Annotated in this window: 21 protein-coding genes; 13 read left to right on the top strand and 8 right to left on the bottom strand. The window is 73.9% G+C overall.

Annotation, left to right across the window (positions count from 1 at the left end; all coding sequences use genetic code 11):
* Positions 1–124: 124 nt before the first annotated feature.
* The 5 genes from BLW85_RS04240 to BLW85_RS04220 all read left to right on the top strand — a co-directional run bounded on the left by BLW85_RS04240 (position 125) and on the right by BLW85_RS04220 (position 7,145).
* On the top strand, positions 125–991 hold the full coding sequence (locus BLW85_RS04240; RefSeq protein ID WP_074995967.1) for a universal stress protein: 867 nt from the start codon (positions 125–127) through the stop codon (positions 989–991).
* A 28-nt stretch (positions 992–1,019) separates the two neighbouring features.
* On the top strand, positions 1,020–3,392 hold the full coding sequence (locus BLW85_RS04235; protein WP_074990736.1) for a phosphoketolase family protein: 2,373 nt from the start codon (positions 1,020–1,022) through the stop codon (positions 3,390–3,392).
* 553 nt (positions 3,393–3,945) lie between these two features.
* On the top strand, positions 3,946–5,664 hold the full coding sequence (locus tag BLW85_RS04230; protein ID WP_074990733.1) for a sensor histidine kinase: 1,719 nt from the start codon (positions 3,946–3,948) through the stop codon (positions 5,662–5,664).
* A 140-nt stretch (positions 5,665–5,804) separates the two neighbouring features.
* Positions 5,805–6,506: a CBS domain-containing protein gene (locus BLW85_RS04225; RefSeq protein WP_070024854.1), complete on the top strand. Its 702-nt coding sequence runs from the start codon at positions 5,805–5,807 to the stop codon at positions 6,504–6,506.
* A 36-nt stretch (positions 6,507–6,542) separates the two neighbouring features.
* Positions 6,543–7,145: an Rv1733c family protein gene (locus tag BLW85_RS04220; protein ID WP_070024855.1), complete on the top strand. Its 603-nt coding sequence runs from the start codon at positions 6,543–6,545 to the stop codon at positions 7,143–7,145.
* Positions 7,146–7,166: 21 nt separating this feature from the next.
* Here BLW85_RS04220 and BLW85_RS04215 read toward each other — a convergent pair whose 3' ends face one another.
* Both BLW85_RS04215 and BLW85_RS04210 read right to left on the bottom strand, forming a co-directional pair.
* Positions 7,167–7,778, bottom strand: coding sequence for a CBS domain-containing protein (locus BLW85_RS04215; protein ID WP_074995966.1), 612 nt, complete (start codon positions 7,776–7,778; stop codon positions 7,167–7,169).
* A 47-nt stretch (positions 7,779–7,825) separates the two neighbouring features.
* On the bottom strand, positions 7,826–8,284 hold the full coding sequence (locus BLW85_RS04210) for a cyclic nucleotide-binding domain-containing protein (protein WP_070024856.1): 459 nt from the start codon (positions 8,282–8,284) through the stop codon (positions 7,826–7,828).
* Between the two features lie 436 nt (positions 8,285–8,720).
* Here BLW85_RS04210 and BLW85_RS04205 point away from each other — a divergent pair, with 436 nt between their 5' ends.
* A complete protein-coding gene (locus tag BLW85_RS04205) occupies positions 8,721–9,014 on the top strand; it encodes a hypothetical protein (protein ID WP_074990731.1) in 294 nt (97 codons plus the stop codon).
* A 2-nt stretch (positions 9,015–9,016) separates the two neighbouring features.
* Here BLW85_RS04205 and BLW85_RS04200 read toward each other — a convergent pair whose 3' ends face one another.
* The 4 genes from BLW85_RS04200 to BLW85_RS04185 all read right to left on the bottom strand — a co-directional run bounded on the left by BLW85_RS04200 (position 9,017) and on the right by BLW85_RS04185 (position 11,726).
* On the bottom strand, positions 9,017–9,358 hold the full coding sequence (locus BLW85_RS04200) for an STAS domain-containing protein (protein WP_239697639.1): 342 nt from the start codon (positions 9,356–9,358) through the stop codon (positions 9,017–9,019).
* A gap of 71 nt (positions 9,359–9,429) precedes the next feature.
* Positions 9,430–10,368: an ADP-ribosylglycohydrolase family protein gene (locus BLW85_RS04195; protein ID WP_070024859.1), complete on the bottom strand. Its 939-nt coding sequence runs from the start codon at positions 10,366–10,368 to the stop codon at positions 9,430–9,432.
* Between the two features lie 31 nt (positions 10,369–10,399).
* A complete protein-coding gene (locus BLW85_RS04190; protein ID WP_074990727.1) occupies positions 10,400–11,335 on the bottom strand; it encodes a M56 family metallopeptidase in 936 nt (311 codons plus the stop codon).
* 7 nt (positions 11,336–11,342) lie between these two features.
* Positions 11,343–11,726 (bottom strand): BlaI/MecI/CopY family transcriptional regulator, encoded by a 384-nt coding sequence (locus tag BLW85_RS04185; RefSeq protein WP_070024861.1) that lies wholly within the window; start codon positions 11,724–11,726, stop codon positions 11,343–11,345.
* 216 nt (positions 11,727–11,942) lie between these two features.
* Between BLW85_RS04185 and BLW85_RS04180 the strand changes: the two genes are divergently transcribed.
* The 5 genes from BLW85_RS04180 (at position 11,943) to BLW85_RS04160 (ending at position 16,897) form a co-directional block, all read left to right on the top strand.
* The gene (locus tag BLW85_RS04180) at positions 11,943–12,518 is read left to right on the top strand and encodes a TerD family protein (protein WP_070024862.1); all 576 of its coding nucleotides are present in this window, start codon (positions 11,943–11,945) and stop codon (positions 12,516–12,518) included.
* A gap of 37 nt (positions 12,519–12,555) precedes the next feature.
* On the top strand, positions 12,556–13,140 hold the full coding sequence (locus BLW85_RS04175; protein ID WP_070024863.1) for a TerD family protein: 585 nt from the start codon (positions 12,556–12,558) through the stop codon (positions 13,138–13,140).
* Between the two features lie 99 nt (positions 13,141–13,239).
* A complete protein-coding gene (locus BLW85_RS40550; protein ID WP_074990724.1) occupies positions 13,240–14,400 on the top strand; it encodes a TerD family protein in 1,161 nt (386 codons plus the stop codon).
* A 122-nt stretch (positions 14,401–14,522) separates the two neighbouring features.
* On the top strand, positions 14,523–14,885 hold the full coding sequence (locus BLW85_RS04165; RefSeq protein ID WP_070024865.1) for an ArsR/SmtB family transcription factor: 363 nt from the start codon (positions 14,523–14,525) through the stop codon (positions 14,883–14,885).
* A 311-nt stretch (positions 14,886–15,196) separates the two neighbouring features.
* Complete coding sequence (locus BLW85_RS04160) at positions 15,197–16,897, top strand: LCP family protein (protein ID WP_244174805.1); 1,701 nt, start codon at positions 15,197–15,199, stop codon at positions 16,895–16,897.
* A gap of 14 nt (positions 16,898–16,911) precedes the next feature.
* Here the strand turns inward: BLW85_RS04160 and BLW85_RS04155 are convergent, their stop codons facing one another.
* Positions 16,912–17,781: a class II glutamine amidotransferase gene (locus BLW85_RS04155; RefSeq protein ID WP_074990722.1), complete on the bottom strand. Its 870-nt coding sequence runs from the start codon at positions 17,779–17,781 to the stop codon at positions 16,912–16,914.
* 194 nt (positions 17,782–17,975) lie between these two features.
* Between BLW85_RS04155 and BLW85_RS04150 the strand changes: the two genes are divergently transcribed.
* Complete coding sequence (locus BLW85_RS04150; protein ID WP_074990720.1) at positions 17,976–18,482, top strand: lamin tail domain-containing protein; 507 nt, start codon at positions 17,976–17,978, stop codon at positions 18,480–18,482.
* 69 nt (positions 18,483–18,551) lie between these two features.
* Here BLW85_RS04150 and BLW85_RS04145 read toward each other — a convergent pair whose 3' ends face one another.
* Positions 18,552–19,466 carry a TIGR01777 family oxidoreductase gene (locus BLW85_RS04145; protein WP_074990718.1) on the bottom strand — a complete coding sequence of 305 codons (915 nt, stop codon included), beginning with the start codon at positions 19,464–19,466 and terminating at the stop codon, positions 18,552–18,554.
* Between the two features lie 243 nt (positions 19,467–19,709).
* Between BLW85_RS04145 and BLW85_RS04140 the strand changes: the two genes are divergently transcribed.
* Complete coding sequence (locus tag BLW85_RS04140; RefSeq protein ID WP_074990716.1) at positions 19,710–20,375, top strand: ScbR family autoregulator-binding transcription factor; 666 nt, start codon at positions 19,710–19,712, stop codon at positions 20,373–20,375.
* The last annotated feature ends 175 nt before the right edge of the window (positions 20,376–20,550 follow it).

Here is a 20,550-nt window from a genome sequence, read left to right as displayed (position 1 = left end):
GCCGCATGGCCGTGGAGCGCCGCGTACGGCTCGCGTCCGCGGGTGACCCCGTCGACGATGGCCAGTGGTGCCGGGTGGTGCCGGCCCGCCGCGTCGTCGACCTCCGCCAGGAAGGGTGAACACGATGGACCTGCCCGTCGTCGCCGGCGTGGACGGCTCCGAGGAGAGCCTGCGCGCCGTGGACCGGGCGGCCGACGAGGCCGCCCTGCGCGGGGCGCCGCTCCGCCTGGTCTACGCCTCGCTCTGGGAACGCTACGAGGGTTCCCTGATCGCCCAGGAGGTCGGCAAACCGGTCGAGGAGGTGATGGCCCGCGACGTCATGGGCGCCGCCGAACGCCGGGCCCACCAGCGCCGGCCGGGGCTCGTGGTCACCACCGCCGTGCTCGCCGAGGAGCCGGAGTTCGGGCTGGTGAACGAGAGCAGCCTCGCCCGCCTCGTGGTGCTCGGCCGCCGGGGCCGCAGCGGCGTCGCCGAACTCCTGCTCGGCTCCGTCAGCCTGTCGGTCGCCGCGCACGCCCACTGCCCGGTCGTCGTGCTGCGCGGCAGGCCCGAGGAGCCGGCGGCCCCCGGACGCGTCGTCCTCGGCGTCGCCGGGAAGGGGGCGTGCCCGGCCGCGGTGCGGTTCGCGGCCGAGGAGGCCGCGCTGCGGGGCGTGCCCCTGGAGGCCGTACGGGCCTGGCGGCGCCCCGCGCACACCGCCGCCGGGCATCCGCCGCTCTCCGGCCGGCCCTCCCGGACCCCGGAGGAGGAGGCCGCCGGGGCGCTGGAGGAGGCACTGCGCCAGGACCTCCCGGACGGCCTCCGGGTGTGTCGGCGCACCGCCGAGGGACCCGCCCGGGACGTCCTCGTCGCCGCGTCCCGGGACGCCGGGCTGCTGGTCGTCGGCGCCCGGCGCCGCACCGGCCGCTTGGGCCTGCGGCTCGGGCGGGTCGCCCACGGAGTGCTGCACCACGCGGACTGCCCGGTGGCCGTCGTACCGGAACCCGCCTGACACCCACCCGACGATGATCGGAGCACCCATGACCCAGGACGCCGCCGGCCCCCTGACCGACGACGAGCTGCGCACCCTGGACGCGCACTGGCGCGCCGCCAACTACCTGGCCGCCGGCCAGATCTACCTCATGGCCAACCCGCTGCTGACCGAGCCGCTGCGCCCCGAGCACATCAAGCCGCGGCTGCTCGGCCACTGGGGCACCTCGCCCGGACTCAACCTCGTCTACACGCACCTCAACCGCGTGATCAAGGCGCGCGACCTGGACGCGCTGTGCGTGTGGGGCCCCGGCCACGGCGGTCCGGCGGTCCTCGCGGGTTCCTGGCTGGAGGGCAGCTACAGCGAGACCTACCCGGACGTCGGCCGGGACGCCACCGGCATGGAGCGGCTGTTCAAGCAGTTCTCCTTCCCCGGCGGCGTGCCCAGCCACGTGGCCCCCGAGACGCCCGGCTCGATCCACGAGGGCGGCGAACTCGGCTACTCCCTCGCCCACGCCTACGGCGCCGCGTTCGACAACCCGGACCTGCTGGTGGCCTGCGTGGTCGGCGACGGCGAGGCGGAGACCGGGCCGCTCGCCACCTCCTGGCACTCCGACAAGTTCCTCGACCCGGTGCACGACGGGGCCGTGCTGCCCGTCCTGCACCTCAACGGCTACAAGATCGCCAACCCCACCGTGCTCTCCCGGCTCCCCGAGGCCGAACTCGACGAACTGCTGCGCGGATACGGCCACGAGCCCCTGTACGTCAGCGGCGACGACCCCGCCGAGGTGCACCGCGCCCTGGCCGCGGCGATGGAGGACGCCCTGGACCGCATCGCGCGGACGCAGCGCGCCGCCCGCGAGGACGGGCGCACCGAGCGGGCGCACTGGCCGATGATCGTCCTGCGCACCCCCAAGGGCTGGACCGGCCCCGCCGAGGTGGACGGCGAACCCGTCGAGGGCACCTGGCGCGCCCACCAGGTCCCGCTGCCCGGCGTCCGCGAGAACCCCGCGCACCTGCGGCAGCTGGAGCGGTGGCTGCGCTCGTACCGGCCCGAGGAGCTGTTCGGCGCGGACGGACGGCCGTCCGCCGACGTCCTCGCCTGCGTCCCCGAAGGCACCCGGCGCCTCGGCTCGAACCCGCACGCCAACGGCGGACTGCTGCTGCGCGAACTGCCGCTGCCGCCCCTCGACACCTTCGCCGTCTCGGTGGAGAAGCCGGGCGCCGCACTGCACGAGCCCACCCGGGTCCTCGGCGACCTCCTGGAAAGGGTCATGGAGGACACCCGGGATCGCCGGGACTTCCGTCTCGTCGGCCCGGACGAGACCGCCTCCAACCGGCTCCAGGCCGTCTACTCGGCCAGCGGCAAGGCGTGGCAGGCCGAGGTGCTGCCGGTGGACGAACACCTCGACCGGCACGGCCGGGTGCTGGAGGTCCTCTCCGAACACCTCTGCCAGGGCTGGCTGGAGGGCTACCTGCTCACCGGCCGGCACGGGCTGTTCTCCTGCTACGAGGCGTTCGTGCACATCGTCGACTCGATGGTCAACCAGCACATCAAGTGGCTGAAGACCTCCCGGCGGCTGACCTGGCGGGCCCCCATCGCCTCCCTCAACTACCTGCTCACCTCCCACGTCTGGCGCCAGGACCACAACGGGTTCTCCCACCAGGACCCCGGGTTCGTGGACCACGTCCTCAACAAGAGCCCCGAAGTGGTCCGCGTCTACCTGCCGCCGGACGCCAACACCCTGCTGTCGGTGGCCGACCACGTGCTGCGCAGCCGCGACTACGTCAACGTCGTCGTGGCCGGCAAGCAGCCCTGCTTCGACTGGCTGACCATGGACCAGGCCCGCGCCCACTGTGCGCGCGGCGCCGGGATCTGGGAGTGGGCGGGCAACGAGAACGGCGGCGCGCCCGACGTGGTGCTCGCCTGCGCCGGTGACGTGCCCACCCAGGAGGTGCTGGCCGCCGCCCAGTTGCTGCGCCGGCACCTGCCCGAGCTGGCGGTGCGGGTGGTCAACGTGGTCGACATGACCCGGCTGCTGCCGCACGACGAACACCCGCACGGCATGCCCGACTTCGAGTACGACGGCCTGTTCACCACCGACAAACCGGTCATCTTCGCCTACCACGGCTACCCCTGGCTGATCCACCGGCTGGCCTACCGGCGGGCCGGGCACAAGAACCTGCACGTGCGCGGCTACAAGGAGTCGGGCACCACGACCACGCCGTTCGACATGGTCGTGCGCAACGACCTGGACCGCTACCGACTGGTGATGGACGTCATCGACCGCGTCCCCGGCCTCGCCGTCCGCGCCGCCGGCGTCCGCCAGGCCATGGCCGACGCCCGCAGCCGCCACCACGGCTGGATCCGCGAACACGGCACCGACCTGCCGGAGGTCGCGGAGTGGTCCTGGGGAGGGTGAGGTCCGGCCGGGGCCGGGGCCGGACGGCCCGGCGCCACCGGGCCCCGGCGGGCGGAACCGCTGCGGGCCCTGCGCACCTCGACCAGCGGGCCGCCGCGGCGGGGCGGCGGGGCGGCGGGGCGGCGGCGGGATGTCCGGCCAAGGCCGGCCGCCTCCGTCCCGTCGCCGCCGTGCGGCTCGCCCGGCGGGCGCAGGTCGATGGGGTGCGATGCCGGTCTTCCGCGGGCGTCCCGCGTGGGCGGAGCGACACCGCGGGGGATCGGTGCCGCTCCTGATCCCACTGTCACCCCCCGGCCACGACCCTCGGGAGTGCCGTTCGGACCCCGGCCCGGGGCCGTACGGCCCGCACGCCGCCGAATCGCCCCGCGGTGCGCAGGCGAGCCGCGCCGTCCACGACCGCGCGGCGGCCGCCCGTACGGCATGTGCCAGGGGCACGAGGAGGTTTCGCGTCGCACGCGTGAAGGCCGTGTGTTCCTCCCGGCCGGGGAGCGGATACCGTGTCCTGAGAACCCGTCGGTTCGATGGCGTGTGCCGATGGGGAGTGGAGGGCTTGGTGACCGGAACGGAGGTGCCCGGCGTGCGGCTGCCGCAGCTGAAGCTGGACGAGCTGCTGGAAGAGCTGCAGGCCAGGATCGACGCGGCCCGCGGTACCCGGGACCGGGTGCACAGCCTGCTGGAGGCGGTCCTCTCCGTCGGCCGCGAGCTGGAGCTGGAGCAGGTCCTGCACTCCATCGTGGAGGCGGCGGCCGCCCTGGTCGACGCCGAGTACGCGGCGCTGGGCGTCATCGGACCGGACGGCACGACCCTCGCCGCGTTCCACACCGTCGGCCTGTCCGAGGAGCGGATCCACCGGATCGGCCCCTACCCGGAGGGCCACGGCATCCTCGGCGAGCTGATCCGCCACCCCGAGCCGCTGCGGCTGCCGAAGATCTCCGAGCACCCCGCCTCGTACGGCTTCCCGCCCGGTCACCCGCCGATGAACACCTTCCTCGGCGTCCCGATCCGCGTCCGCGACCAGGTCTTCGGCAACCTGTATCTCACCGAGAAACGCGGCGGCCTGGACTTCGACGAGGAGGACGAGTCGGTCCTCGCCACCCTCGCCGTCGCGGCCGGCGTCGCCATCGACAACGCCCGCCTGTACGAGGACTCCCGGCTGCGCGAACGCTGGCTGCTGGCCAACGCCGAGATCAGCCACAGTCTGATGTCCGGCAGCGAGCGCGCCGAGGCGCTGGACCTGATCGCGGAGCGGGCCCGCGAGAACACCGGCTCGGCCCTCGCCGCGGTCGCGATGCCCATGCCGGACACCGAGTCGCTCGGCGTGGAGATCGCCGTGGGCGCCCAGGCGGAGGCCCACCGTGGCCTGGTACTGCCCCTGCACAACAGCCTCATGGGCCTGGCGTTCACCGCCGCCGCCCCCGTCACCAGCGACGACGTCGCCCACGACGAACGGATCTCGCAGGAGCCGCCGCGCTTCGAGGGCCTCGGCCCCGCCGTCGCCGTGCCCATCGGCACCGGCGAGGGCGGCGCCCGGGGCGTGGTGCTGCTGGCACGGGAGAGTGACCGGCCGGTGTTCTCCGACAAGGAGACCGAGATGCTGCGGGGCTTCGCGGCGCAGGCCGCGATCGCCATGGAGCTGGCCCAGCGCCGGCAGGCCGCCCAGCAGATCGCCCTCCTGGAGGACCGCGACCGCATCGCCCGGGACCTGCACGACCTGGCCATCCAGCGGCTGTTCGCCACCGGCATGACGCTCCAGAGCGCGGGCCGCTTCATCGAGCACCCGGAGGCCTCCGAGCGGGTCCTGCGGGCCGTGGACGACCTGGACGAGACCATAAAGATCATCAGATCGACCATCTTCGGGCTGCGGGCCCGCGAGGGCGCCGCGGCCGGCGGGCTGCGCGCCCGCGTGGTCAGGGTGGCCGGCGAGGCCTCCCCGGTGCTGGGCTTCGCGCCCGGCGTCCGCATGGAGGGCCTGATCGACACCGACGTACCGGGCGAGATCGCGGAGCACGTGGTGGCCGTCCTCTCCGAGGCCCTCACCAACATCGCCCGGCACGCCCACGCCGACCGGGCCGAGGTGCTGCTGGTCACCGACGGCCGCGAAGTGCGGCTCACCGTCCGGGACAACGGCGTCGGCATCCCCGACGGCGGGCGCCGCAGCGGGCTGCGCAACATGGCCGAGCGCGCCCGGCGGCTCGGCGGCCGGCTCGAAGTGGGCAAGGGCGAGCGGGGCGGGGCCACACTGGAATGGCGGGTTCCACTGCCCGGGGCATGACGGGGCGTCGGCACGGGCGCCGCGTGCGGGCGTGGGACCGGTGGGCACCCGTAAGTGCCCGCCCGGCCCACGGCACGGGCCGGGCGGCGACCACAGGCTGAACGTGCCGCACCGAGGCACCAGAGCCCCTGGAGGAAGCCATGGACGGCACCCCGACCGTCGTCGGCGACGTGATGACCCGCAGGGTGCTGGCGCTGCGCACGGGCGCCGGCTTCAAGGACATCGTGCAGGCCATGCGGGACTGGCGGGTCGGCGCGGTGCCGGTGCTCGACGACGCCGGGCACGTCGTCGGTGTCGTCTCCGAGGCGGATCTGCTGCCCAAGGAGGAGTACCGCGACAGCGACCTCGACCGGTACGCCCGGACGCGGCACCTCGCCGAGCTGGCGAAGGCCGAAGCGGCCACCGCGGAACGGCTGATGACGGCCCCGGCGGTCACCGTGGCGCCGGACGCCACCCTCGGACAGGCCGCGCGCGTCATGGCGCGGGCCCGGGTCAAACAGCTCCCGGTCGTCGGTCCGGACGGCACCCTGCTCGGCATCGTCAGCCGCTCGGACCTGCTCAAGGTGTTCCTGCGCGGCGACGCGGAGATCGCCGAGGAGGTCCGCGGCGACGTCGTCGCCCATCTCTTCGGCCCAGAAGCGGCCGGGATCCGGGTGGAGGTGCACGATGGTGTCGTGACGCTCGGCGGCCGGGTCCGCGAGACCTCCCTGGTGCCCCTCGCCGCCCGCCTCGTCAGGGCGGTGCCCGGCGTGGTGGACGTGCGGTGCGCGCTGGCCGGGCCGCCGCGCCAACCCGACCTCGACCCGGACCTGCCGGACGCCGAATCGGCCCGCACCCGCTGACCACGGGCCGCCGGCGCACGAGAGGAGGCGGTGACGATGACACGGACACCTGCCACGACGGTCAGCCGGGTACGGCTGTGGCGCTGGCGGCGCAATCCACTGCGACGGCACAGCGACGTGGTCGAGGCCTGGATCGTCCTCGCCACCTGGATCCTCGTCCTGGTCTGCGGTGTCGTCGCCGGACTCCTGGCGGCCCGGGCCTCCGCCGCGTCGTACGCCGAACGCCTGGCGCGGGTCCACCCGGTCACGGCGGTGCTCACCGACCCCGCGGCCCCGACCCCGGCCGCCGGGACCGGATACGACGACGGGCGGGTGTGGGCCACCGTGCGCTGGACGGACCCCGACGGCTCGGTGCACACCGACCGCGCGAAGGTCGTGCCCGGCGCCCCCGCCGGAAGCAGCGTCACGGTCTGGGCCAACCGTGCGGACCGGGTCGTCGCCCCGCCGGTCACCGGCGCCTCGGCCGACCTCCAGGCCGCCCTCACCGGTGTGCTCGTCGGCCCCTCGGCCGGTGCGGCCGTGTGGTGCGCGGGGTGGCTGGTGCGCGGCCGGCTCATCCGGCGCCGCATGGCCGAGTGGGACGAGGAGTGGAAACAGATAGGCCCCCGCTGGGGCAACCTCAGCGGCGGCCGCGGCTGACCCGCGCGGGCCGGACGCGGCTCACGCCCCGCCGAGGTGGCAGTCCAGCCCCACCACGCCCTCGACCCCCCGGATCATCCGCACCGCCAGCGGGATCCGCGCGGCGTCCGGCACCTTCCCGGTCAGCGTCACCACGCCGTCGACCACGACCACGTGCAACGGCTCGACCGGCGCCGGGAACAGCACGTCCAGCACGTCGCGGCGGATCTCGTCGGCCAGTTCGGCGTCCTCGCGCAGGAACACCTTCAGCAGGTCACCGCGGCTGACCACGCCCTCCAGCACCCCCTCCGGAGTCACCACCGGCAGCCGCTTGACACGTTTGAGGGCCATGATCCGCGCGGCCTCGGCGAGCGTGGCGTCGGCGTGCACCGTGACGGCGGGCGTGCTCATCACCTCCTCGGCGCTCACCGCCCCGGCCTTGGCCAGGTCCGCGAGCCGGCGCCGCTGGGTCATCCGGTCCGGGTCGCTGTCCCGGAACTCCTCCTTGGGCAGCAGATCCGCCTCGGAGACCACCCCGACCACCCGGCCGTCGCCCTCCAGCACCGGCAGCGCGCTGACCTTCCACCGCTCCATGCGCTCGACGATGTCCTTGAACCGGGCCGTGCGCCCCACCGCCACGACCGCGCGCGTCATCACGTCGCTCACCCGGCTGGGGCCGCCGGGTCCCCGCTCCGGCGCGGTCACCGCGCGCTCCCGCTGCCGTAGGGGGCGTAGAGGTCGAGCAGCCGGACCCGGGAGGCGTGCAGCCGCTGGGCCACCACGCGGCCGACCCACACCGCGACGGCCCGCCCGAACTCCGGGTCGCCGTCGCACAGCGCGCGCACGGACTCGGCGTCGAACTCCCAGGCCCGCACCGGGCTCGTCGCCTCGCCGCCCAGCTGCCAGATGTGCGGCGGGAAGTGCCAGGACCAGCCGACCAGTTCGCCGTGGCCGAGGGTCTCGATGACGGCCGGCCGGCGGCCGGGCACCCGCAGGTCGAGGGCGATGGTGCCGGTCCGCACGATCCAGAAACGGTCGGCGCGCCGCCCCTCCTCGAACAGCCGGGTGCCGGCCGCGAAGGCGACCTCGCGGGCGAGGCTCGTCAGCCGATCGCGCTGTGCGGGGGCGAGCGCCGTGGTCATGGTGGTGGCGGAGGTCATCGCACCGGCTCCCTTCCTGGGTTCGTGTTCCCAGCGTGCGGGCGCCCGGCCGGTGCCGCCACAGGTCGCCCGGGCCCGGGCGGGGGCCCTTCGGCCCACGGCGCGCGGGCCTGCGCGGCACCGGGCAGCCGGCGAGGCGGCGGGGGAGCGGAGAAGGGCGGGGCGGGAAGGGCCATCCGCTTCTCGCGGATCCGGATTGCGCGGTGCGCGGCTGCCGGCCGCTTCCCCGCGTCTGCACGTCCTTCCCGCCGTTACCAGCACAGCACGAGAACCGTCGGCGCACCAGTGCCGTACGGCACCGCGGCGGCCCGCACCGGGGCCGTACGGCCCCATCCGCCTCGTGCCGCCCCGGGGCACCATGGAAGACAGGCAACACTGGACATACAACCCCAAACCCTTGCGAGGGGGCGGATACCCGATAAGAGAGGCCGAGAGCATGGTCTGGGCATCATGGACCACCCCCGGGGTCTTCACCGGCCGGGGCGGCGCCCGCACCGTCGAGGCGGGAATCCTCACGGGCGACCTCACCGTCCACACCACCTGGGACGGCCGGGTGGCCGACGTGGCGGTGCAGTACAGCGGCACCTCCCAGTGGTACACGCTCAGCGGCAGCCCGGTGCCCTGCCGCAGTGAGCGGGGCAGCCGGGAGCTGCATCAGGCGGTGGTCGAGTCGATCAGGGACGACGCGGAGGCCACCGTCTCCCTGTCGCACTCCACCGCCGCGTCGTAGCGTCAGGCGTCCAACGCGGCCCGCACGCTCGGGTAACAGGCGAGCAGGCCGGTGAGGCCGACCATCTCCAGGGTGCGCAGCACGGGCCTGCGCACCCCGGCCAGCCGCAGCCAGCCGCCCGCCTCGTGCGCCTGATGGGCGGCTATGAGGACGTTGATGCCGCTGGAGTCCATGAATCCCACCCCGGAGAGGTCGGCGACCGTGCGCGGCGCCGGGCCGGGATCCGCGGGCATCAGCGCGCGCCGGAGCGTGCCCGCGGTCCGGTGGTCGACCTCGCCGGTCACCGTGACCACGGTGACCCCGCCGACCGGGTTCCGGTCGACCGACAGCCCGTCCGGTTCCACTGGTTCGTCGGTGCTCCCACTGCCTGCCACACTTACCTCACGCGTGTCCGAAGGTCCCCGGGCGGACCCGTTCACGAGCCGCCTGCCCCGGATTCCGCCGAGGATGCGGGCCCGTCGCCACCCGTCCCCGGAAGCGGCTCCCGGCGTTCCAGCCACCCGCGCGGCACACCGTCGACGCCGGTGCGGGCCGCGACGATGCCGCCCGCGATGGCACAGGTGGTGTCCACGTCGCCGAACCCCTCCGCCGTGGTCCACAGGGCGGAGGCGAGGTCGCCGGGGTGGCGGGCGGCGCACCACACGGCGAACGGGACCGTGTCGTCGGCCCGGATCCGCTGCCCGTTGCCGAGGAGGTCCGCGGCCCGCCACGGCTCGGTGGTGAACGGCACCTCGGCGGCCCGGGCCAGCCCCTCGCGGACCGATCCCGCCGGGGTCAGGGCCACCACGTCGGCGACGCTCAGACCGCCCCGCGCGGACAGCGCGGCCGCGACCGCCACCGCGACGGCGCCGGCCACACCCTCGGGATGGGCGTGGGTGACCTCCGCCGAGCGCGTCGCCTCGATGACGACCCGCTCCGGGTCGGCGTGGAAGAACGCGCCCAGCGGCGCCACCCGCATGGCCGCGCCGTTGCCGAGGCTGCCCTCACCGCCGAACAGTTCGCGCGCGAACCGCGGCCACTCCTGCGGCGCTCGCAGCAGCCGCGGCAGCAACTGGTGCATCCCGTGGCCGTATCCGCGAGCGGGATCGGCGTCGTAGCCGAGCGCGAAGGCCAGCGCCAGTTCGCGCGGGCGCACCTCCCCGTGCGTGTCCAGCACCCGCAGCAGGGCCAGGGCCATCGCGGTGTCGTCGGTCCAGTGCCAGGGCTCTTCCTCGGGCGTGCGCCGGGCGCGGATCTCGCGGAGGGCCTGATGCGGTTCGCGGAACAGGGGGAACCAGCGTTCGCCGAAGGCGTCGCCGAGCGCCAGCCCCTCCAGGCTGCGGCGGGCGGCGGCCCGGTCCGTGGTGACGGTCATGGCCGTGATTCTCCCCGGCGGCCCGCCCGGCTCACAGGGGGGTGGCCGCGTGCAGCACGAGCAGCAGCGTGAGCGCCGAGTTGGCGGAGAACATCGCGGACAGGGCGGCCCCGGTGGTCGCGGTCCACACCGCGAGACCGGCCGCCGTGAACAGGGACGGCCAGGCGCGCGTGGCCGGGGCCGGTCCGAGCAGCGCGGCGACCCGGCGGGGGAGCGGCCCCGGCGCGGCGAGCGCGGGCAGCGTCGGCGCGGGCGCCCCGCGGGTGCCGGCCAGCGCCGCCCTGCCGATCGCGCGGGCCACCACCCTGCGGCTGCCCACCGCCCGCGCGGCCTCCTCGTCCGCCCACCGCTCCGCCGTGTACGCCACCGCCGTGCACAGCGGCAGCAGGAACGGGTTGGCGCAGGCGGCCAGCCGGGCCAGCAGCAGATGGCGGTGGTGCCGGGCGGCGAGATGGGCCCGCTCGTGCGCGAACAGGGCGCGGCGCTCCCGTGACGTCAGGGACGCGAGCATGGCCGTGGACACCACGATCCGGTCCCGCCGGCCGCCCGGCAGGGCGTAGGCGTACGGCGCCGGGTCCGGCAGCACCGCCACCCGGGTGTCCGGCAGCCCCGTGAGCGCCCGGTGGGCCCGCCGGCGCACCCGCGCATGGCGGACGAGGGCACGGCCGCACGCGGCGACGACCGCGAGCAGCGCGGGAATCGCCGCCTTGCCCGTGATCTCGTGCCGGGGCACGCTCTCGCGCACCTCGGGGTCGGACCAGCCGTCCGGCAGCGGATTGCCGGGCAGTTGGGCGGTGCCGACCACCATCAGCAGGGCCAGGCACAGCGTGCTGCACAGCGCCATCACGGTGGCGACCGAGGTCAGCAGCACGGTCGCGGTGCGCGGGTGCAGCCGGGGTTCGGCCAGCCGTGCGATCGGCCAGGCCGTCAACGGCAGCACCAGGGGCAGGAAGACGAAGATTCCCATGCGCGTCTCAGCCGTCGCCCTCGCTGTGCTCCAGCAGTTCCCGCAGCAGTCGCTCGTCGCCCTCCGGCAGCGCGGTGATGAAACTGGCCAGCACCGCCCGCCGGTCCTGCTCGCCGTCCAGGACCCGGCGCATCTTCAGCGCGGCCAGCCCGGCCTCGTCCGCGGCCGGCAACCAGACGAAGGACCGCCCCTCACGCCTGCGGGTGACGGCCTTCTTCGCCAGCAACCGGCCCAGCACCGTCATCACGGTCGTGTAGGCGAGGCCCGCGGCGAGGTGCTCCTGCACCCAGCCCGCGGTCACCGGGCCGCCGGCCTCGTGCAGCGCGGCGAGCACCCGTGTCTCCAACGCCCCGTGCGCCCTGCGCCGGCGGTGCGCGTCCGGCTCCGTCACCCGCTGTCTCCCCTCTGTCACCCGTCCGCCCCGGCCCTGCCTCAACTCCTCGCGCCGAAGGAGCGTCACATCGTACAGAGGGCACGTACGTGGCCGGATCCCGCTCCTCACGCGGGCGCCGTCCGTGCCGTACCCGCAGCAACTTCTACAGTGTTGTAGATTCAAGATCGGATCCGGGGGCCGGATCCGTACCGACCGTGTGTGGAAGGACGAACCATGGGTGTTTCCCTGTCCAAGGGTGGCAACGTGTCGCTGAGCAAGGAGGCGCCCGGTCTCAGCGCGGTGCTCGTCGGGCTGGGCTGGGACGTGCGCACCACCACGGGCACCGACTTCGACCTGGACGCCTCCGCGCTGCTGCTGGACGCCTCGGGCAAGGTCGTCTCCGACCGGCACTTCGTCTTCTACAACAACCTCACCAGCCCCGACGGTTCGGTCGAGCACACCGGCGACAACCTCACCGGTGAGGGCGAGGGCGACGACGAGACCATCAAGGTGAACCTGACGGCCGTGCCCGCCGAGGTCGACCGGATCGTCTTCCCCGTCTCCATCCACGACGCCGAGAACCGCGGCCAGAGCTTCGGCCAGGTCCGCAACGCCTTCATCCGCGTCGTCAACCAGGCCGGCGGCGCCGAGATCGCCCGCTACGACCTGTCCGAGGACGCCTCCACCGAGACCGCGATGGTCTTCGGCGAGCTGTACCGCAACGGCGCGGAGTGGAAGTTCCGCGCGGTCGGCCAGGGCTACGCCTCCGGACTCGCGGGCATCGCCGGCGACTTCGGCGTCAACGTCTGACACCCGCACCACCCGGCGAGCGAGAGGGAGTACACCCGTGTCGGTCAATCTGAGCAAGGGCCAGCGGATCAGCCTCGACAAGGCGGACGGCGGCGCGCTGAGCGCCGTCCGGATGGGCCTGGGCTGGCAGGCCGCACCGCGCAAGGGGTTCCTGGCCAAGCTGGCCGGCACCCGGGAGATCGACCTCGACGCCTCCGCCGTGCTGTTCGCGGGCGGACAGCCCGTCGACGTCGTCTTCTTCCAGCACCTGGCCAGCGACGACGGCTCCGTGCGACACCTCGGCGACAACCTCGTCGGCGGCGCGGGGGCCGGGGACGACGACGAGGTCATCCTGGTCGACCTCGCCCGTGTCCCCGGCCACGTCGACCAGATCGTCTTCACGGTCAACTCCTTCACGGGGCAGACCTTCGGCGAGGTGCAGAACGCGTTCTGCCGGCTGGTCGACGAGCAGACCGGCGGGGAACTCGCCCGCTACACGCTCAGCGGCGGCGGCGCGTACACGGCGCAGATCATGGCCAAGCTGCACCGCGGGGGCAGCGGCTGGCAGTTGCAGGCCATCGGCGAACCGGCCTCGGGGCGGACCTTCCAGGACCTGCTCCCCGCGATCGCCGCGCACCTCTGAATTTCCGACCGACTTCATGCGCGCGACCTGGAACCGACGCGGGTCGGAACCCGTTGATCATCATGGACGCGTTTTCCGGGGGAGCTGTGGAGGACTTGCATGAGCGCGATCCTGACCAAGGGCGGCAACGTGTCGCTGAGCAGGCAGGCCCCCGGTCTGACTGCCGTGACGGTCGGGCTGGGCTGGCAGGCGGACACCGGCTATGAGCCGGACGCCAGTGCGTTGCTGTGCGACGGCTCGGGGAAGGTGCTGTCCGACGAACACTTCGTGTTCTTCAACAACCCGAGCAGCCCCGACGGTTCGGTGCGGCACTCCGGCCAGGGCCACCCGGCCGACGGGGACGACCAGCGGATCCGGGTCGACCTCGCCCGGCTCCCGGACGCCGTGGAGAAGGTCGTCTTCCCGGTCTCCCTGTACGAGGCGGCGGCCCGCGGCCACACCTTCGAGCAGGTCCACCGCGCCCACATCCGCGTCCTGGACGAGGACGGCGGCACCGAACTGGCCCGCTACGAGCTGACCGGTGCCGCCCTGTCCGGCGAGACCGCCCTGGTCCTCGGCGAGTTGTACCGGCACGGCGCGGAGTGGAAGTTCCGCGCGGTCGGCCAGGGCTACGCCTCGGGGCTCGCGGGCATCGCCTGCGACTACGGCGTGGACGTGCTGCGGGAGGCGGCCCCGGCCCAGCCGGCGCCGGAACCGGCCCCGCCCGTGGCCCCGGACCCCGCCCCGGCCGCCGCGCCGGCCCCGGTCCCGGACCTCGCGTCGAAGCCGCCGCAGGCTCCGGATCCGTACGCCGCACCCGCCGTCGTCCCGCCCGCCCCCGTGTCCGCCCCGTCCCCGTATCCCACCGGGAGTTCCCCCATGACCTGTTTCTTCGACCCCAACCACGGCCCGGGCGTGACCACCGTGACCTGGTCCCCGCAGTGGGGCGTGCCCCGGCCCGTCCAGACCTGCGGCGCCTGCGCCCAGCGGGTGCAGACCACCGTGCCGCCCTTCTACACCCCGCCGCAGCAGGGCTACCCCCAGCCCGTGCCCCAGGGCTACCCGCAGCAGGGTTACCCCCAGCAGGGCTATCCGCAGCAGGGGTACGGGCAGCCGTACGACGACCACCACCACCATGAACAGCAGGGCGGCGGCCGCCGCTTCGGCGCGGGCGCGCTCATCGGCGCCGGTGCGGCCGGCCTCGTCGGCGGCGCGCTGCTGAACGAGGCGTTCGACGACGACGAACCGGACGTCGTGGTCAACAACTTCTACGAGGACTGACGCGTCCTGTCCCCCCGTGGCCGTCCGGTCCCGGCGACCGTCCGCGGCCGCCGGGACCGGACGCCTACACTGGGTCGGCGCACCCGCGTCGGCTGTGCGGAGGGCGGGGACGGGAGAGGGCTGTGACGGACAGGGCCGGGGGTCATGACGACCCGCCCGCCGAAGTGCTGGCCGAAGCCGCCGCCGCGTTCGGACTGCTCGCCTCGACCGCCCGGCTGCACCTGATGTGGGCCCTGTCACAGGGCGAGAGTGATGTCACCCACCTCGCCGACCGGGTCGGCGGCGCGCTGCCCGCGGTCAGCCAGCACCTGGCCAAGCTGAAGCTCGCCGGACTCGTGCGCTCCCGCCGCGAGGGCAGACGGCAGATCTACTACATCGACGATCCGGACGTGGTGACCCTCGTCCGTGTGATGGTCGGTCAGCTCACCGCGCGCACCCGGCACAGCGCCGCCCCGCTGCGCGGGCTGCGCGAAACCGGCGGCTGAGGGAGCCGGGAGCGGCCCCGCCGCCGCGATCATCAGGGCATATGGGCCGGATAAAGAAGGCCGCCCGTTCGCCTCGGTCACAGAAGGGGCGCGTAGACTCCCGCTGCCGTACCGCTCGGGCCGGTCGCGTCGCAGCGCCGGGGTGCCTCACCTGTGAATCTCGTGTGCATCACTGCTGCTCCGCGCCAGGGGTTTGTTAGATTGCGCAACTACGCAATCGATGCGGGGCGGCATGTCACCACCTTGTACGCCACCGCGCACGCCCGGCCGCACCGTCGACGGCCCGGCCCGACCGTTCAGGGGAGTGGGAGATGAGCGACCCGTGGGACGGGCAGGCAGGCCAGGCCACGCGCCGCCGGGACCGGCGGGTGCCGGGGCAGCGCGCGGCCGGGCCCGACGCGGGGCGGCCCCAGGGCGGCCGGGCTGCGGCCCGCGCGGCGGCCCGCTCACGCGGCGGCAAGCGCGCCCGCAGGGCCCGTCCGGTGGGACGCGCCAAACGCGTGCTGAAGATCCTCGCCATGTCCCTGTCGGCGCTGATCGTGATCACGGCGGGCGCGGGCTGGTGGTTCTACGACCACCTGAACGGCAACATCCACAGCCTGTCCCTCGACGGCAAGGGCGGCACCGAGAAGGCCGACGCCTTCGGCCGCACCCCGATCAACATCCTGGTGATGGGCTCCGACGGGCGCACCAGCGCGGCGGACTGCAAGCTCGGCGGCGGCTGCGCGAAGACCGGTGTGCAGAGCGGCAGCAACGCGGACGTGGAGATGGTGCTCCACATATCCGCCGACCGCTCCAACGCCACCGTGATGAGCATCCCGCGCGACACCATGACCCAGGTGCCGGCCTGCAAGAACAGCGAGAACGGCCAGTCGACGCCCGGCTACTACGGCCAGATCAACAGCGCCCTCCAGTACGGCCCCGCCTGCCAGGTGGCGACCGTCCACCAGCTCACCGGCATCACCATCGACCACTTCGTGAAGCTGGACTTCTCCGGCGTGGTGAAGATGTCGGACGCGGTCGGCGGTGTCCCGGTGTGCGTCAGCGACGATGTCTACGACACCTACTCGCACCTGAAGCTGTCCAAGGGCACCCACACCCTCAAGGGCGTCGCGGCGCTGGAGTTCGTCCGCTCCCGGCACGGCTTCGGCGACGGCAGCGACCTCGGCCGCACGATCTCCCAGCACATCTTCCTCAGCGCGATGATCCGCAAGTTCAAGAGCGCGGGCACGCTGACCGACCCCACGGCGGTCTACGGCCTCGCGGACGCCGCGACCAAGGCGCTCACCGTGGACGACGGCCTGGGCAGCGTGAAGAAGCTGATCGCCCTCGCCTCGGACGTGAACAAGGTGCCCACCAAGCGGATCACCTTCACCACCATGCAGACCGGCGCGGATCCGAACAACGACAACCGCGTGGTGGTGGCCGCCGGGGCCAAGGCCCTCTTCGCCACCATCGCCAACGACCAGCCCCTGACCACCGGGTCCGGCGGCAAGTCCGCGGCGGCCGCGGCCACCAAGAAGCCCTCCGCGCCGAGCGTGCCGGCCGCGCAGATCGCGGTGACGGTGGAGAACGGCACCCCGGTGACCGGCCGCGCCTCGCAGATCGCCACCGCCCTGACCGACCAGGGCTTCAGCTCCGCGACCACGACGGCCAACGCGCCGAGCGCCGCGTCGACCACCACGCTCACCTACGGCAGTGGACAGAAGGGCGAGGCCCAGACGGTCGCCAAGGCGCTCGGCCTGCCCTCCGGTCATCTGAAGCAGGGCGGCGGCACCGGACTGACCCTGGTCATCGGCGCCGACTGGAGCAGCGGCACCAGCTTCCCGGGCGGCTCCTCCGCCCCCGCCGACACCAAGTCCGCGGTGTCCGACGCCCACGCCTCCACCGCCGACCAGGCCAAGACCTGCGCCAAGGTCAGCCCGTACAAGACGGTCGAGCTGGACGGCGTCTCCATGACCCCCAGCCAGGCGTACGCACAGGCCCGGAGCAAGCCCGACTCCGACTCCTGAGCGCCCGGGTGCCGTCAGACGGGCCGCTGGGAGGCCGCCGCGTCGGGGCGCAGGTCGGCGAGGGTGAGCGGATGCGCCGGCGGGTCCGGCAGGGCGATCCTGGACGTGGTCCCCAGATCGGGGCCCACGTGCAGCAGTTCACCGGGGGCCAGCAGCCGCCAGTGCGGGTTCTCGTCCATGCGCTCGCTGGCCACGACGACGGACGGTGAGCCGGCCAGGGCCGCCGAGTGCACCCGCAGCCTGCCGTGCCGGCCGGTGTGGTCGAGATGGCGTGAGCCGTGGTGGCCGCCGGCCGGCCGCTCCAGGACGTACAGCTCATGGGTGTCGGGATAGCGCAGGGCCCACAGCTCGCCGGGCGTGACGAGGATGACGTTCAGTGCGAACAGCGGCAGGTTCCCGGCGACCCAGCGCGCCGCGGCCACCAGCCCGGCGGACACGTCACCGCCGTGTGCCTCGGTCTCCCGGGTGACGAGGGCGAAGAAGCGCTCGGAGTCGGTGTCGCCCCGCACCAGGGAGCGGTCCGCGCCCAGGTGACGGTCGAGCAGGTCCAGTCCCTCGATCACCCCGTTGTGCGCGAACAGCCGTCCGCGCTGCTCGAACGGGTGCGTGTTGCGGACGTCCAGGCCGCCGGTCGAGGCGTAGCGGATGTGCGCGAGGAAGGTGGCCGACTCCTCCTCCCGGGCCTCCTCGGCGAAGGAGCGGTCCTCGTAGGCGGCGATCGGGGCCTTGTGCACCTCGGGTGTGCCGTCGGCCGTGAAGTATCCGAGGCCGGTGCCGTCCGGCTCGCGGTGGCTCTGCGCGCTGAGGCTGTCGGGTGCCTCCAGCAGCCAGAAGGTTGCGTGGGTGCGCCGGGGGGAGCTGGTCAGGCCGAACAGTCGGCACACGATGTCCTCCGAACAAAGGTCAATCTGTTCATACCCGAGACAACAGGTGGATAACGGTAGGAGTCATGGAAACGCGAAGGAACGGTAATGCGTTTCGTTTTCCCTCCGGAACCGCCCGGAAAAACCGCAGAGTTCGGATGTGCGGCCACCCGGTCGTCACCAGCACCACACACCCTGCGAAAAGGGGGACCTTCGTGTCCGTTTCCGTTCTCCCCGCCTTCCGCCGTCTGACCGCCGCCTCCGCCGTCGCGGCGGCCGTCGTCGGCGCCACCGCGCTGCCGGCCGCGGCCGCCGGTCACCACTCGGGCCGTGCGCACGGCGTGGTGTACATCAGCGGTGTCCGGTACGACTCCACGGGCCGGGGCGCGCGTTCCAACGCCGCCCTGAACCAGCAGTGGGTGGCCGTCAGCAACGAGTCGCGCCGGGCGGTCGACCTGAACGGCTGGACGCTGTCCGACGCCGCGGGCCGCACCTTCACCTTCCGCCACTACTCGCTCGGCGCCCACGCCACCGTCCGCGTCCACACGGGGGTCGGCCGTGACACCCGTACCGACCTGTACCAGGACCGGCGGTCCGAGGTGTGGCGCAAGGCGGACCGCGCCAAGCTGCGCGACGACCGGGGCCGTCTCGTCGACGAGATCGCCTGGGGGCAGCGCCGCGTGGTGACCCACCCGCGCCAGGGCGGCCACCACCACCGCTGAGCCCGATGACGCGGGCGGTGTGCGGCCCCCCGGGCGCGGCACACCGCCCGCTTCGCGGCCGGCCGCGGCTCATTCGGTGTCGTGGAGCACCGACTCCAGCGCCTGCTCGAAGTGCGGGTGCCGGAACGTGAAACCCGCCTTCAGCAGGGCGGTCGGGACCACGCGCGCGCTGTTGGTGATGCTCGTGGCGAGGTCGCCCAGCGCCGCGCGCAGCGCGAAGGAGGGGACGGGGGCGAGGGCCGGGCGGTGCAGGGCGCGGCCCAGTGCCCGCGTGGCCGCCCGGTTCGTCAGCGGATGCGGCGCCGTGAAGTCGACCGGCCCGGACAGCGATTCGGTGCCGAGGGCGAACCGCAGGGCCGCGACCTGGTCGGTCAGCGAGATGAACGGCCAGTACTGGTCGCCGGAGCCGAGCCGCCCGCCCAGGCCCAGGCGGAACAGCGGCAGCATCCGCCCGAAGGCACCGCCCCGGGCGGAGACCACCAGGCCGGTGCGCGGGTGCACCACCCGGATGCCCGCCTCCCGGGCCGGGCCGGCGGCGGCCTCCCACTCGACGCAGACGGAGGCCAGGAAGTCGGTTCCGGCCGGAGCGCTCTCGTCCGTGATGCGATCGCCGGTGTCGCCGTAGTAGCCGGTCGCGGACGCCGACACCAGCACCCGCGGGGGCACGGCCGAGGCGGCGCAGGCCCGGGCGATCGTATGGGTGCCGTGCACCCGGCTGTCCCGGATCTCCCGCCGGTACGCGGCCGTCCACCGCCGGTCCCCGATGCCCGCCCCGGCCAGGTGCACCACCGCGTCCGCGCCGTCCAGCGCGCCCTTCGCGAGCACGCCCCCGGCGGGGTCCCAGCGCGCCGACTCGCTGCCGTCGCCCGGGGCGTGGGCCGAGGAGGCTCGCACGAGCCGGACGACCTGATGGCCGTCGGCCAGCAGCGAGCGGACGAGGGCGGAACCGATGAGTCCGGTGGACCCGGTGATCACGACGCGCATGGCGTCCTCCAGGGGCGGGCGTCGAGACGACGCGGTGGCACCGCGGTCCGGACCGGACGCGGGGGCGGGCGAGCGGTGGGACGGCAACCCGGTTGCCCGCAACCTCATTTGTCTCGCCCTATCACATCCCGGTCGGCCACGCGCGACCGACCCCCACTCGACCGTGCTCGGACACCTTTTCGCCGGGTGACCGTGGGGTAGGGTACGAGCTGTTTGGTTTAACGTTCAGCTTGAGGAGGGTCCATGGCTCAGCAGGAGCGAGCTGTCCGGACCCGACGCGCCGTCCTCGAAGCCGCCGCCGCGGTCTTCGCCGAGCGCGGCTACGCGGCGGCCACCATCGCCGAGATCCTCAACCGGGCCGGTGTCACCAAGGGCGCCCTGTACTTCCACTTCGACTCCAAGGCGGCCCTCGCCCGGGGCGTGCTCCAGGAACAGATTTCGACGGAGTACCACGTCCCCCGCGAACTGAAGCTCCAGGAGTGGGTGGACGCGGGCATGACGCTCGCCGACCGGCTGCCCCGCGAACCCCTGCTGCTGGCCGGCGTCCGGCTGTCGGCCGACCTCCGGGGCCGGAACGTCTTCGGCAGCGCCTGGCCCGCCTGGGCCGAGTTCACCGCGGCCCGGCTGGCGGAGGCCAAGTCCAGGGGCGAGGTGCTGGCGCACGTGGTGCCCGAGGAGTCCGCGCAGGTCTTCCTCGGCGCGTGGACCGGAGTGCAACTGGTCTCCCAGGCCCTCGCCGACTGGGCCGATCTGGACGAGCGCATGGCGGCGCTCTTCGACCACCTGCTCCCGGCCATCGCCGTTCCGTCCGTCCTGGACCGGCTCGACACCGCCCCGGACCGGGGCGCCCGGGTGATCGCCGAGGTGCGCGGCCGGTCCCGCACCGCCCTGGCCGGCATGCGGGCCTGACTCCCGCTCAGCCGAAAGGCCGTCACACGGGCGTCGGCCGCGGGGGATGCGCGCCCTTTTTCCGGAGGTGTTTGGTCCGTTTCAAGTGCGATACCGGGCAACGGGAATCCAGTGCGAAGAACATATCTTCTGTCACTACGATGTGACCGCTAAGACAACTATTCGACCGGCTCGT

The sequence above is a fragment of the Streptomyces misionensis genome, from assembly GCF_900104815.1.
GTDB classification, from domain to species: domain Bacteria; phylum Actinomycetota; class Actinomycetes; order Streptomycetales; family Streptomycetaceae; genus Streptomyces; species Streptomyces misionensis.
The sequence above is the reverse complement of the archived record's forward strand: the minus strand, read 5'-3'. Positions and strand labels throughout refer to the sequence as shown.